Here is a 13,193-nt window from a genome sequence, read left to right on the forward strand (position 1 = left end):
AAACGCCTTCGCCGCACGCTATTGCGAGTCAAGATGGGATGACCGGACGCTTACGGATGCCCTCCTGAACGCTCCGGATCTGCTAGCCCGTGTAAGCCCTGCAAACCTTGAAGCCAATCTTCAGGCTCTGGCCAAGGCGATGGGCACATGGCTTTTCTGCTGCGCGACTTGTCGAGGTAATTGAGACGGCTGCCGTATGGGAAGGGAGCCTTTGAAGATGTATTGTGCGCAGCTGAGTCGGCCCGACTGAGTCAAAGACGCCTGATCCTTATGCATGTGGAGATGACAGCTTTGTAGCTGATCACTGCCGTTCGAGCTTTGCCAGGCGTTGGCCACAATCACTTGTGAACTCAACCTTGTAGGCTGAAGTCTGGTTCAGGCTGATCTGAGTCATTCTCAGGCCAACGCCTGACCGGCAGCATGCACGGGAACCGGTCATTGATGGCCGCGGGCACCTGCCGGCGGCTTCGTATCCACCACCCGTCACTTGATCGCGGTACAGGCATGTGCCAGCATGAACGGCCGATCCCGTTTACCTCTCCAGGCTCATGCCCAAACAAGCCCTTGATGGTCAGGCAAAACTGGATGGCCGCATCTGAGAACTTCTGGCAACGACCACGCTTGCCCCTGGGCTGGGCCAGCCACTGCATGTCCTTATCCAGCCATATGGTCAGGTCTCCCCGCGCTTTCAACGCTGCGTTGTACGCCTTCCAGTTCGTTGTGCGGTACTTAACCCGACCCCAGCTCGTCTCACTCATCTCTCGAGCCTACCTCACCTGCGACCGGCATTTATGCAACAACGCCCCAAATCTGCACACCAATAATGCCAAAGCGAAAAGTGAAGGCCAACGTACTTGACGTACACAGCGTGCTCCAGTGCTTGTGCAGACAGATGCTTGACATTCACATCATGTGAAGAATGAAACTTTAGCCACAAGCTTTAAAGGAGTACGTAATGGCTATTTTTCGCATCAATGACATGAAATGTGGTGTCTGTGCCGCGCGGATCCAGCGCTCCATTTTGGCGATAGATGATGCCGCAAAGATCGGAGTGAATCCTCAGGATAAAACAGTGCACGTCTCCGGCGATCTGAGCGACACCGACTACATGTTGGCTATTCAGACCGCTGGATACGCTCCAGAATTATTGGCGTTAGCCACAGCCGAGGAGGCTAACGCTGAGAAGCCGCAGACGAAATGCTGCGGCTCAACTTCAGCAAAGACATCTTGCTGCGGATAGTGTCTTCTTTCTTTCAAGAAAAACCTGTTTTCTGATCTGCTTTGGAAGTCGGCTGCGGAGTGGGAAATTTCAAGGTGAAGCGAGTTCGTCCATCGGCTGAAGTTGCTGCAATGGCGCCACCATGGGCTTCAACAATCGCTCGGGTAATCGCCAAACCCAATCCGCTACCGTCTGAGTCCGGATGTGCCCTGGAGGGGTCAGCGCGATAGAAGCGGTCAAATAACCTGGGCAGGACTTTGGGATCAATGTCCTGCCCTGTATTTTCCACAGTGACAAGTGTCCAGGAGGTGGAGGCCGCAATGTCGATGGTGACCGTCCCTGCCTGCGGCGTGTAGCGCAAAGCATTAGATAGCAAATTACTCACAGCACGATGGAACATCAACCGATCACCATCAACGCGTCCATCGCCTTTTAGCTTCAAATGAATTTGCTTTTCTTCCGCGACAGCCTCGTAAAACTCCAGCAATGCATATGCTTCTTGCTTTGCGGAGAATTGCTCTTTGCGCGGCAAGCTTACGCCTCGTTCGGTTTTGGCTAGGAATAGCATGTCTGACACCATACGAGCCAGACGCTGAAACTCTTCGGCATTTGAGGCAAGAATGTCTCGGTATGTCGCGGCATCACGCTTGGATGCCAGCACAACCTGAGTCTGCGTCAACAGGTTGCTGATGGGCGTACGTAGTTCATGAGCCAAATCAGACGCGAAATCTGTCAGGCGCTGAAAATCGTCCTGCAGCCGATCCAGCATGCGATTGAGCTCATGCGCCAGGTCAGCCATTTCAACGGGCACAGCCTCGACCGGCATGCGCTCACTCAACTTCTGTCCTGTCACAACAGCTGCCCGTGATTTCATCTCACGCAACGGTGCCAGCCCTTGTCTCGCAGCGAGCCAAGATAGCAGTGAGCACAACAAAATTGCTGCAATTACATAGATGGCGAAGCTTGCTCGAATTCCGTCGAGAAATTGGATGTGATGCTTGGTGTCTGCAGCGATCAGTACCTTTAATGGTGATGGTGCGTAGGCCGGTAGCGTCTCAAAGCTTAATATGTGGAATTCTGCGTCTGCATGCCGCCACACACCAAACGATCCTTCCTTGTCGATAAAAGCCGAATTGCGATCCGGCACTGCGAAGCCGGATGCGGGCGATTGAAATACGGTTTCTCCTTGGGCATCTTTCACCTGGACTTGAAGATCCTCGTGATAGTTCAGTGCCTCATTTAAACGCCAACGAGCATCATCGACTGACTTGGTGTTCTGGAGAATTTTCTCGATTAAATGGCGCTTGTCCTGAAGCGTCATTCGGTCCAATTCCACGAAATGCTTTTCTGTAACGACTAGAAATAGGCCGCCTAAACCTAGCACTACGGCTGCCGCAACAGCCGTGAAGCAGAGGGCCAAGCGACTCGTTAAAGAGAGCTTTACCTTGCGAGTGAGACGCTGCACCTATTCCTCCTCGGGGACTTCAAGCACATAGCCCATTCCCCGTACGGTCTGGATCAGTTTGATCGAGTGGCCTTCGTCAATTTTGGCCCGCAGACGGCGCATGGCCACCTCAATGACGTTGGTGTCGCTGTCGAAATTCATGTCCCATACCTGCGATGCGATCAATGAACGTGGCAGCACTTCACCATGTCGGCGCATCAGCAACTCTAAGAGTCCGAACTCTTTGGCTGTGAGGTCAACACGTTTGCCGTTGCGAGATACGCGGCGACGCAGCAGGTCTAGCTCGAGATCTGCAACAGTCAGAGTAGTACCTTCATTGGCCGGATGTCCGCGTCTAAGAATGATGCGAACTCTGGCGAGTAGCTCTGCGAACGAAAACGGCTTTACCAGGTAATCATCTGCGCCGAGCTCTAGTCCTTTGACACGGTCCTCGACATGGTCCCGTGCAGTAAGAAACAGGACCGGCATATGTAGTCCCCGATCACGCAGAGACTGGAGCACCTGCCAACCATTGAGGCCCGGCAGCATGACATCCAAGATCACCAAGGAGTATTCACCTTGCAGAGCCAGATGTAAGCCGTCTGAGCCATTTGAGACGAGGTCAGCAATGTAGCCAGCCTCGGTCAGTCCTTGGCGCAGGTATTCACCTGTTTTAGGCTCATCTTCGACAATCAAAATCCTCATGTACTCGCTCCGCTGCAGTGGACGATCAAGAGTGTGCCGAGTTTGATGCACTCTGACATGAAGATAAGAAAAATGTAATGTTCATGAAATCCTGGCGATAGAAAGGCTCAACACGGCCTTGTTGTTCCCTCCTGGGAAGTCGTCAATCGTGGCGAGCAGCGTGAGCCTCCCGGTGGCAACGAACGCTTTTATGGATAGACGCCCCCAGTCGCACAGAACATGACGCGAGCATTACATGAATGTAATGCGTGAGTCACTTCATCGAAATTCGGTGCGCCCTAGTATATTGAACATATCGAGCGATTGTTGTTTCAGGCAGCGTCGCTGAAAACGATTTTGTTGAAAGCTCTGGAGGATTTCACCGTATGCCGCGTCATTCGCCATTTATTGTCACTCCCACTCAGGGGTTCTCTCGTCGGCGCTTCGTTCAGGGGCTGGCAGCGGGGGGCGTGCTGGCGGGCCTGTCAACGCAGTCGCTCATGGCATTCGCTCAGCAGAGCTCCACAGTCCGTGGGGCCGCTCCGGTGCTGAAGGGTAACGAGTTCGATCTGGTGATCGCCGAGTCCGCCGTGAACTTTACAGGCAAGCCTGGCATGGCGACAACGATCAATGGATCGCTTCCTGCACCAACCCTGCGCTGGCGAGAGGGTGAGACGGTGACGATTCGAGTCACGAACAAGCTTCGCGAGGCCACTTCTATTCATTGGCACGGCATTATCTTGCCCTACCAGATGGACGGAGTTCCAGGCATCAGCTTTGCGGGCATTCCTCCTGGAGAGACGTTCACTTACCGTTTCAAGGTTCAGCAAAGCGGTTCCTACTGGTATCACTCACATTCAGGCATGCAGGAGCTCACCGGCATGTACGGAGCAATCATCATCGATCCCGCAGGACCTGAGACTATCCGTGCAGATCGTGACCATGTCGTGCTCTTCTCTGACTGGACTGACGAAGACCCCATGCGCGTCTTCGCAAAACTCAAGGTTCAGGGCGACTATTACAACTACAACCAGCCCACGATCTTCGACTTCTTCCGTGATGTATCGCGTGATGGAGTGTCGGCGGCATTAGACAAGCGCAAGATGTGGAACGAGATGCGCATGAGTCCAACGGATTTAGCCGACCTCTCTTCTGCGACTTTGACCTACCTCGCAAATGGCGTCACACCTGCAGGCAATTGGACTGCTCTTTTCCGTCCGGGCGAGCGTGTCCGATTGCGCATGGTCAATGGTGCGGGCAATACCTTCTATGACGTACGTATTCCGGGTCTGAAGCTCACTGTGGTGCATGTTGACGGCGTCGACGTAGAGCCTGTGACTGTCGATGAATTCCGATTCGGCCCTGGCGAAACCATAGACGTGATTGTCGAGCCACGTGATGACGCCTATACGATCTTTGCTCAGTCGATGGACCGAACAGGCTATGCACGCGCTACGTTAGCAGTGCGCGAAGGTCTGCAAGCTCCTGTCCCTGCACTCGATCCCGTCGAATGGCTGGGTATGAGCGACATGATGGGCGCCATGAGCCATGGTACTTCCGGTGCCGACATGGAGATGACCGGCATGTCTGGGATGACGGGCATGGCTGGTATGTCGGGGGCAATGGCCGGCATGGATCATGGTGCGATGGGCGGCATGAATCACGGTGGTATGGCGATGGACCATAGTCAGCATGCCATGTCAGCAGGAGGATTGGCTGTGCCCAGCACTACCGCACGCCATGCCCGAACGGAGTATGGGGCGAGCACTGATATGCGGGTCGATATGGCACGCACCAATCTCGACGATCCGGGCATCGGTCTGCGCAATAACGGCAGACGGGTGCTGACCTTGGCAGATCTGCATACGCCTTCAGGTCCAATGGACTCGCGCGGTCCAGGACGTGAGGTGGAGTTGCACCTGACCGGCAATATGGAACGCTATTCCTGGTCTCTTGATGGTTTGGAGTTCGGGCAATCAACACCTGTTCACTTCCGTCACGGTGAACGTTTGCGGGTCATCCTACACAACGACACCATGATGACTCACCCAATGCATTTGCATGGTATGTGGAGTGAACTGGAGAGCCCTGATGGTCGCTTCCTTGCCCGTCGACACACCTTGCCAGTACAGCCTGCACAACGCATCAGCTTCTTGGTGACGGCAGATGCTCTCGGACGCTGGGCTTGGCATTGCCACCTGATGTTCCACATGGATGCTGGCATGTTCCGCGAAGTCGTAGTGTCTTGAACAAACATCACAAGGAAGATCAAAAATGTCCAAAGCACTCCCTATTCGTGCATTGTCCACTGCAGTCCTTGCTCTTGTGAGCATTGCGGCACAGGCCCAAAGCGACCATTCATCGCATGGTCAAGCCGGTATGCAAATGGAAGCGCCGACAAGCCCCGCCACAACTGCAGCTGATCCACACGCCGGTCATGGCGCTATGACTGAAAGCGCCGCAAGTGCCCCTGCGATGGATCACGGCAGCATGCAGATGCAAGGGGGATCCGCACCTCCAGATGCTCGTGACCCTCATGGGTACTCCAATGGGTTGACCTTGGGATCGGGCGACTACGCGGTGCCTGGCGTCCCACGCTTGATGCTTGCGGACGAGCATACCTTTGCCTCGCTGCGAGGTGAGACCCTGGAACGCCGTTTTTCGCGTAGAGGCGAAGATTCGACGGCCTATGACTTGCAAGCATGGTATGGCACCGCATACAACAAAGCTGTCTTAAAGGCAGAAGGTGACGTCGCCAAAGGAAAGCTCGAAGAGGCTCGCACCGAGCTGCTATGGAGCAGGGCGGTCACAACCTACTGGGATACGCAACTCGGTGTGCGCTTAGACAACGGAGTGGGGCCTAGCCGTCAATGGCTAGCATTTGGTGTACAGGGCTTAGCCCCTTACTGGTTCGAGCTGGAGGCCACAGCCTATGTTGGCAGTGGTGGCAGAACTGCGCTTCGCCTAAATGCAAGCTACGAACTATTGCTGACTCAGCGCCTGATCCTTGAGCCTAGAGCTGAAATGCAGTTTTACGGCAAGGATGATCCAGAGCGCCATATCGGCAAGGGCCTAGCCGAAGCATCTGCTGGCCTGCGACTGCGCTACGAGTTCAGCCGTCAGTTCGCTCCATATATCGGTGTGGAACGTGCGGGAAGTTTCGGGCGTACCGCAGATCTCGTTCGCGCAGAAGGCGGCCGTGCTCGGCAAACACGTTGGGTGGCCGGTGTCCGTTTCTGGTTCTAGCCTGTCCAATGTCTTACTCCTAGTTGGCGCGTCCTTGGGTGCGCCAACTCCTCCGTCCTAGATTCGACATCCCTTTCAAACCACTATCACACTTAAATAGGAGTCCTCATGCATCGCTCAAGCCTGGTCGCAAAATTCATCGCGCCAATCGCCGCAACAATGTTCGCTTCCGCAGCATTTGCACATCCTTCGTTAGTTTCCTCTTCGCCTGCGGATAAGTCGCAGGTCGCGGCCCCTGCAACGATTGAGTTGAAGTTCTCTGAGACGCTGGTTCCTCAGTTCTCAGCAGCGAACTTGATCATGACGGGGATGCCCGGAATGCCAAATCACGGCGCAATGAAGGTCAGCGCAAGCGTCTCTGGCGCTAGCGATGGCAAAACCATGGTCATTACTCCTGCCCAGACGCTTCAGCCTGGTGCCTATCGTGTGGATTGGCGTGCCGTGTCGTCAGATACACACCCTATCAATGGCAACGTCACATTCCAGGTGAAGTAAGCACATGGCCGAGGATTGGTTCACCATCGTATTGCGCCTTGCGCTTTATCTGGACATGGCAGCGGCTTTTGGCGTTGCCATGTTTGGCGTCTATGCCCTTGGCCGTGACGAGCGATCCTTGGCAATTGCGCGCAGCTATCGAATATGTGTCGGTGCATTTGCAGCATTCGGAATTGGGCTGTCCGTGGTCAGCATGACAGTCCTTGCCAAGGCAATGTCCGGTGCGCAAACATATACCGAGTTATCAACGCATGTGTTCGAGATGCTCATCACCGGCACCCACATGGGCCTAGCTTGGTGCATTCGTATTCTTGCACTTGTGCTTTGCATCTTGATCGCATTGGTGAAATTCAATCCAACATTGCGCTTTGTTGCCATGTCCGTATCTAGCGGTGTGGCACTCGCGACCCTGGCCTGGACTGGTCATGGTGCGATGGACGATGGAGTGCGCGGATACATCCACCTGGCTTCGGACATCTCGCACCTCTGGGCTGCAGGGGCATGGGTCGGTGCGTTACTCGCCTTTTTGATCTTGGCCGTATCGAGTGCGAATAAGGCATCAAACACAGTAGCAATATTGAGCCGAACATCAAATCGCTTCGCCCAGGTCGGGACGCTGATCGTGGTCGTTCTGGGGATCAGTGGTGTACTCAACTACGTATTGATCGCAGGGCCTTCGCTTGATCCGCTTGTTTCGACACTCTATGGTCAGTTGCTGTTAGGCAAGCTGTTGCTGGTTCTCGGAATGCTTGCTTTGGCTTCGGCAAATCGGTTCCGGCTAAGTCCAAGTCTGGAGGCATCGTTGACCTCTGGAAATCATGCACAAGCAGTCGCTAAGCTACGCCAGAGCCTGTTCATGGAAGCAACACTGGCAGTTCTGGTTTTGGCGAGTGTGGCTTGGTTAGGGATTCTTTCGCCAAAAGGAATTTGAACCTTTAGATCACCCACCGACAGCTGACACGGGGACTGCACAAGGCAGAACTACATACGGAGAGGAAGGGTACATCGCTTCGGAGGATTCGTGCTTGGATGATCTCCGTGTCAGGTAGTCATGACAAAGGCCACCTCAACCCCAGAATCATTTCTTGGATTGAGATGACCACAAGCACCGTACTCAGGTTGCGGGACCTCAGAAGAGGCGGACAGAGTTATTTCTCGAGCAGATTCTGGCTTGACATTCACATGGTGTAAGAGCCAAGAATCGATCGAACATCGCGAAGGGCCATCTGCATGCAACATCATCAGCATCGATCTTCTTCAGAGTCAGTTGAGTTGGAAAACACCAAGACTGAGGCCGAGCTTCTGAAGGATCCAGTTTGCGGCATGACTGTCTCTCTACAGTCGCCCCATCGGATAGTTCACGAAGGACGGATCTATCGCTTCTGCAGTAACGGTTGCCAGCAAAAATTTGCTCATGGCCCCGCGCAATTCATATCGAGTAACGAACAGGCTGATCACGCAGGAGGGGACACGGTCTATGTATGCCCAATGCATCCTGAAGTCCATCAAGATCATCCGGGGCGCTGCCCAAAGTGCCAAATGAATTTGGTGCCTGAGGCCCAGTTGCTCAGCTCGCACGAACATGCTCATGTGGCTGCAAGTCATTCAGATCAGAAATCGTTTGATGAATCGGGCGTGGTTCCGACCGGAACGATCTATACCTGCCCGATGCATCCGGAGGTCCGGCAAGATCATCCCGGAAACTGCCCCAAGTGTGGAATGACTCTTGAGCCACTGATCCCGGTTGGAGAAGAGGACAACAGTGAGTTGCAAGACTTCCAACGGCGATTCTGGTGGACGCTGCCACTCACGCTGATTGTTACCACTCTGGCCATGTTCGGACACAAGTTCGGCTGGTTCACTATGCAGACCCAAACGTGGGTCGAGTTGGCACTTTCACTGCCCGTGGTGCTATGGACGGGCTGGCCCTTTTTTGTTCGAGGCTGGCAGTCAATCATCCACCGCAGTCCGAACATGTGGACGTTGATCAGCTTGGGATCGGGAGCTGCCTTTGTCTACAGCCTCGTAGCGACGCTGGCACCCGGCGTGTTTCCCGACTCGTTCGTATCCATGGGCCGTGTAGCGGTTTATTACGAGGCAGCGGTGGTCATCATTTCTTTGACCATGTTGGGACAGATCATCGAACTGAAGGCTCGTTCTCAGACCTCAGCCGCTATCAAATCATTGCTTAGCCTAGCTCCTAAGACGGCAAGGCGTATCAATGAAGATGGCAGTGAGGAAGATGTTCCCCTTAGCCACGTGCATGTCGGAGACCTGCTGCGCGTACGTCCAGGCGAGAAAGTACCCGTGGATGGCATTGTCACGGAAGGGCAAAGCGCCGTTGATGAATCGATGCTCACGGGCGAGCCAATACCTGTGACAAAGCGCGTTGACGACAAACTGATCGGCGCCACACTCAATACGAGTGGAGCTCTGGTCATGAGGTCAGAAAAGGTGGGGGCTGCCACCATGCTTTCCCAGATCGTTCAGATGGTTGCATCGGCCCAACGGTCGAAGGCACCGATGCAGCGAATGGCCGACGTAGTGGCTGGAAAGTTTGTTCTGGTTGTCGTGCTAGTCGCTGTAGTGACCTTCTTCGTCTGGGGAATTTTTGGCCCAGAGCCCAGTTGGGTGTTTGGGTTGATCAATGCCGTCGCGGTACTCATCATCGCCTGCCCATGCGCGCTAGGTTTGGCCACACCCATGTCAGTAATGGTGGCAACAGGGCGCGCTGCAGAGCAAGGCGTTTTGTTCCGTGACGCAGGCGCCATAGAAAAGATGCGTGAAGTGGATACGCTCATCGTAGATAAAACGGGCACCCTTACAGAAGGTCGGCCTGCATTCGATAAAGCGATTCCTACTCCAGATTTCACCGCTGACGAAGTTTTGAGGCTTGCCGCTAGCTTGGATCAGGGTAGCGAGCATCCACTTGCGGATGCCATCGTCCGAGCTGCACGTGAACAAGGCTTGCAACTCGCTAAACCTGTGGACTTCGATTCCGCCAGCGGTATTGGTGTACGTGGAACCGTTGAGGGGCGGCGCTTGGCATTAGGCAACACCACACTGATGGCTCAAGAAGGCGTTTCTGTATCTTCCTTGCAATCGGACGGAGAACGCCTGCGAGGAGAGGGTGCAAGCATCATGCATTTAGCGGCTGATGGGAAGTTCGCAGGCATCCTGGCAGTAACAGACCCTATCAAAGCTAGCACTTTGGATGCCATTCAAACGCTTCATGCAAGCGGCTTGCGAATTGTCATGGCAACCGGAGATGGTCTGACCACAGCCAAGGCTGTTGGTGCCAAGCTTGGAATTGATGAAGTCCATGGCGAAGTCAAGCCCGTCGACAAGCTAGCTCTCGTGGAGCGATTGCAAAGTGAAGGCCATGTGGTTGCCATGGCTGGTGACGGAATCAACGATGCGCCGGCCTTGGCAAAAGCTGATGTAGGTGTAGCCATGGGAACAGGGACCGACGTAGCAATGAACAGCGGTCAGATCACGCTGGTCAAGGGTGATTTGCGTGGCATTGCCCAGTCTCGTGAAATCTCAACTGACACAGTGCGCAATATGCGACAGAACTTGCTGTTTGCCTTCATCTACAACGGAATTGGTGTGCCAATTGCAGCGGGAGTTCTGTATCCGTTCACAGGGTGGCTTCTGTCGCCCATGATCGCGGCACTTGCTATGAGCCTGAGTTCGGCGTCTGTGATCTTCAATGCACTGCGTTTAAGAAGTCAGCAGTCTCATCGGTGAATTTCAATCGATTCACGTGGTAGTCCCGCTCGATGCCGTACCCGTCAGCGAGCGCCCGGCTTGCATCGAGGATCGTGCAGTGCCGGGACATTGGGAAGGTGATCTGTTGTTCGGCGATGCTTACAGCCGGGTGGCAACGCTAGTAGAGCGGCACAACCGCTACGTAATGCTGCTCAAGTTGGTGGACAAGGACTCGTACACCGTGGCAGTGTGGAATGAACGAGAACACCAACGGCCTACTCAGGCAGTATCTGCCCAAGGGCATCGACATATCGGGCAACTCGCAAGATGAGTTGGATGCGATTGCAGGAAAATTAAACGAGCGGCCAAGGAAGACCTTGGGTTAAAAAAACCGGCTGAGATGTTCAACGAATGTGTTGCGTGGATCGGTTGAATCAACAGTCGATATGAGCTTGTGGGTGTTCGTAGTAGCAGTCATTCGAGGCGGCATGCGGAGAACCGAGCGGTGGAACGGCCGGCTTCAAGGATGAAGTGGACGCTCAGAACTGGTGGAGCTCAACCCCGGTGTTGGCGATTGCTGTAGTTCAAGGATTAAAAGCCAGGTGCTGCAAAGGAGCAGCAAGAGCGACTGTTTCCTCATGCCAGGCACTGTCATGCAAAGCGCTTTGATCGAGCAGCTCGCTGCGGATCTCGTTCGCAAAGGCCAGTTGGTTGGCGATGCCGGCGTCACGCAGACCGTGATGTACGGCATGGGACAAGACACCTCCTCCGTGTGCAACCGATCCGAGCTTGAGAGGCTCGCTGGAGCGCAGCTTGTCGATCAGACGCCCCAGACGTTCGCGCTGTGCCAGGTCAGCTTGCAGCGGCAATACGACAATGCGCTTAGATTGAACAATCACACGCACTGAATCAAGGCCTTCGAAGACGGACAGCAATTCTTTGCTGTTGACGTCGATTACCGGCACATCACCGCTTGCCCTGCTCTTCTTCGAAACAAGTCGAATCCCAGTTTCATCGAGCTCAAGAATGAGCATCGAGCGAGACTCATCCTTACGGATGAGGACAGGGCTTATTCATGAGTAGCGATAGCGTACTGTCAGTAGTCCTCTGGCTGCCTGACAGCTACCGTCAGTTGCTCACATGAAACCTGTCATTGGCTAAACGCCCGCGTCGATGTGCTGTGAAGGTCGGTTATGGGTGAGTAGCTCAAGACATCAACTGGGTCGCAGCAGATGTAGGGCACTTTGAAAAGTGTTGGTATTTTTGTTGGTATATTTTGATGAGTTCTCAGTGCAGTCGTGATTTTATGCGGGATGAGAAGATTTTTTAGATCCCCGCCAGCGCACCAACACCTCACACCTGCTCTGCAAGAGCGCCAACTACCCGCCTGACCAACGCAGTGCGGGTTTTTTGTTGTCCGTTGGGTGCCGGGTGTGAGCGCGGTGGGCTGGCGGCGGGACTTCGCCTTGTAGCAGCTCCCTTGCCGGCCGGCCGTGCGGCCGTGTCTGCAGAGTACGTGCACTGCATGTGCGCGTAGCTCCCTGGCGGGTCAGCGGGCCGGTGCGATGCTGCCATCACAAGGGAGTGCGCGCCCAGCTACTGTGGTCGACGCCGGGGCTCCGGCATCATTTTTTGAAAAAACCTGGCCAATTCGTTCGAGGCACCCAAAAACAGCCTACAATACGCAGCTTAGCGGCTGTAGCTCAGCTGGATAGAGTACTTGGCTACGAACCAAGGGGTCGTGGGTTCGATTCCTGCCAGCCGCACCAGTTAAGAGCCTCGAGATTCAGGTCTCGGGGCTTTTTATATAGAGTGAAGCATTGTTTTCGGGTTTGTTCGGGTTGCGTCCCTTGAAGAAATTTGCGAGAAATCGGAAGTTTCTAAAAACAGCCAAAAATGATGCTACAATCTAGTTCTTCTTCGGAGGGGTGCCCGAGTGGCTAAAGGGGGCAGACTGTAAATCTGTTGGCTTACGCCTACACTGGTTCGAATCCAGTCCCCTCCACCAGAAATGGTTGAAGAAGAAAGCTTTGCAGCAATTGCGCTTATGGCGCGGTTGATGCGGGAGTAGTTCAATGGTAGAACCCTAGCCTTCCAAGCTAATGACGCGGGTTCGATTCCCGTCTCCCGCTCCAGTCTGCAGTAAAGCGATCCTGTTGCAATTTGAAAAAATTGCCCATGTGGCTCAGTGGTAGAGCACTCCCTTGGTAAGGGAGAGGTCGGCAGTTCGATCCTGCCCATGGGCACCATATTTAAGTGCGCACGGTTCTTGTTGCGCTATATCCCATTAGGTTTAGGTTTTTTCGGAGTCTAGAATGGCAAAAGGAAAATTCGAGCGCACCAAGCCGCACGTGAACGTGGGCACCATTGGTCACGTGGACCACGGCAAGACCA

10 protein-coding genes, 4 tRNA genes and 3 pseudogenes are annotated in these 13,193 nt (G+C 54.3%); 13 read left to right on the forward strand and 4 right to left on the reverse strand.

Annotation, left to right across the window (positions count from 1 at the left end):
- The coding region (locus ACCQ08_RS25745; RefSeq protein WP_373451367.1) for a hypothetical protein at positions 1–184 on the forward strand (184 nt) is incomplete at its 5' end.
- A 331-nt stretch (positions 185–515) separates the two neighbouring features.
- Here the strand turns inward: ACCQ08_RS25745 and ACCQ08_RS25750 are convergent.
- Positions 516–758: pseudogene (locus ACCQ08_RS25750) on the reverse strand (transposase); the annotation flags it as partial.
- A gap of 197 nt (positions 759–955) precedes the next feature.
- On the opposite strand from ACCQ08_RS25750, the gene ACCQ08_RS25755 reads away from it, so the two are divergent.
- Entirely contained in the window at positions 956–1,240 is a 285-nt protein-coding gene (locus ACCQ08_RS25755; RefSeq protein ID WP_084635807.1) for a heavy-metal-associated domain-containing protein, read from the forward strand.
- Positions 1,241–1,253: 13 nt separating this feature from the next.
- On the opposite strand, the gene ACCQ08_RS25760 is transcribed toward ACCQ08_RS25755, so the two are convergent.
- On the reverse strand, positions 1,254–2,684 hold the full coding sequence (locus ACCQ08_RS25760) for a heavy metal sensor histidine kinase (RefSeq protein WP_021027129.1): 1,431 nt from the start codon (positions 2,682–2,684) through the stop codon (positions 1,254–1,256).
- Complete coding sequence (locus ACCQ08_RS25765) at positions 2,685–3,368, reverse strand: heavy metal response regulator transcription factor (RefSeq protein ID WP_021027128.1); 684 nt, start codon at positions 3,366–3,368, stop codon at positions 2,685–2,687.
- Between the two features lie 365 nt (positions 3,369–3,733).
- Here ACCQ08_RS25765 and ACCQ08_RS25770 point away from each other — a divergent pair, with 365 nt between their 5' ends.
- The 6 genes and pseudogenes from ACCQ08_RS25770 to ACCQ08_RS25795 all read left to right on the forward strand — a co-directional run.
- Positions 3,734–5,596: a copper resistance system multicopper oxidase gene (locus tag ACCQ08_RS25770; RefSeq protein ID WP_021027127.1), complete on the forward strand. Its 1,863-nt coding sequence runs from the start codon at positions 3,734–3,736 to the stop codon at positions 5,594–5,596.
- A 25-nt stretch (positions 5,597–5,621) separates the two neighbouring features.
- Positions 5,622–6,593 (forward strand): copper resistance protein B, encoded by a 972-nt coding sequence (locus ACCQ08_RS25775; RefSeq protein WP_021027126.1) that lies wholly within the window; start codon positions 5,622–5,624, stop codon positions 6,591–6,593.
- 108 nt (positions 6,594–6,701) lie between these two features.
- A complete protein-coding gene (copC, locus tag ACCQ08_RS25780) occupies positions 6,702–7,088 on the forward strand; it encodes a copper homeostasis periplasmic binding protein CopC (protein ID WP_021027125.1) in 387 nt (128 codons plus the stop codon).
- Positions 7,089–7,092: 4 nt separating this feature from the next.
- Positions 7,093–8,019 (forward strand): copper homeostasis membrane protein CopD, encoded by a 927-nt coding sequence (copD, locus tag ACCQ08_RS25785; protein WP_373451368.1) that lies wholly within the window; start codon positions 7,093–7,095, stop codon positions 8,017–8,019.
- A gap of 299 nt (positions 8,020–8,318) precedes the next feature.
- Positions 8,319–10,838, forward strand: a complete 2,520-nt coding sequence (locus tag ACCQ08_RS25790) for a heavy metal translocating P-type ATPase (RefSeq protein ID WP_373451369.1) — start codon at positions 8,319–8,321, stop codon at positions 10,836–10,838.
- Between the two features lie 37 nt (positions 10,839–10,875).
- Positions 10,876–11,232: pseudogene (locus tag ACCQ08_RS25795) on the forward strand (transposase); the annotation flags it as partial.
- Between the two features lie 151 nt (positions 11,233–11,383).
- On the opposite strand, the gene ACCQ08_RS25800 reads toward ACCQ08_RS25795, so the two are convergent.
- Positions 11,384–11,833, reverse strand: a complete 450-nt coding sequence (locus ACCQ08_RS25800; protein WP_148293165.1) for a hypothetical protein — start codon at positions 11,831–11,833, stop codon at positions 11,384–11,386.
- Between the two features lie 658 nt (positions 11,834–12,491).
- On the opposite strand from ACCQ08_RS25800, the gene ACCQ08_RS25805 reads away from it, so the two are divergent.
- The 5 genes and pseudogenes from ACCQ08_RS25805 to ACCQ08_RS25825 form a co-directional block, all read left to right on the forward strand.
- Positions 12,492–12,568: transfer RNA gene (locus ACCQ08_RS25805), tRNA-Arg, on the forward strand.
- Positions 12,569–12,721: 153 nt separating this feature from the next.
- Positions 12,722–12,807: transfer RNA gene (locus tag ACCQ08_RS25810), tRNA-Tyr, on the forward strand.
- Between the two features lie 53 nt (positions 12,808–12,860).
- Positions 12,861–12,934 (forward strand) — tRNA-Gly (locus ACCQ08_RS25815).
- 39 nt (positions 12,935–12,973) lie between these two features.
- Positions 12,974–13,048, forward strand: a tRNA-Thr gene (locus ACCQ08_RS25820).
- A 66-nt stretch (positions 13,049–13,114) separates the two neighbouring features.
- Positions 13,115–13,193: pseudogene (locus ACCQ08_RS25825) on the forward strand (elongation factor Tu); the annotation flags it as partial.

The sequence above is a fragment of the Comamonas sp. SY3 genome (assembly GCF_041730275.1).
GTDB lineage: Bacteria > Pseudomonadota > Gammaproteobacteria > Burkholderiales > Burkholderiaceae_C > Comamonas > Comamonas sediminis.

What these genes read in the sequence shown, in the direction of transcription:
- ACCQ08_RS25765 (WP_021027128.1), bottom strand. Translation starts at nt 3,368, where the DNA reads ATGAGGATTTTGATTGTCGAAGATGAGCCTAAAACAGGTGAATACCTG.
- copC (WP_021027125.1), top strand. Translation starts at nt 6,702, where the DNA reads ATGCATCGCTCAAGCCTGGTCGCAAAATTCATCGCGCCAATCGCCGCA.
- ACCQ08_RS25790 (WP_373451369.1), top strand. Translation starts at nt 8,319, where the DNA reads ATGCAACATCATCAGCATCGATCTTCTTCAGAGTCAGTTGAGTTGGAA.
- ACCQ08_RS25770 (WP_021027127.1), top strand. Translation starts at nt 3,734, where the DNA reads ATGCCGCGTCATTCGCCATTTATTGTCACTCCCACTCAGGGGTTCTCT.
- ACCQ08_RS25755 (WP_084635807.1), top strand. Translation starts at nt 956, where the DNA reads ATGGCTATTTTTCGCATCAATGACATGAAATGTGGTGTCTGTGCCGCG.
- copD (WP_373451368.1), top strand. Translation starts at nt 7,093, where the DNA reads ATGGCCGAGGATTGGTTCACCATCGTATTGCGCCTTGCGCTTTATCTG.
- ACCQ08_RS25800 (WP_148293165.1), bottom strand. Translation starts at nt 11,833, where the DNA reads ATGCTCATTCTTGAGCTCGATGAAACTGGGATTCGACTTGTTTCGAAG.
- ACCQ08_RS25775 (WP_021027126.1), top strand. Translation starts at nt 5,622, where the DNA reads ATGTCCAAAGCACTCCCTATTCGTGCATTGTCCACTGCAGTCCTTGCT.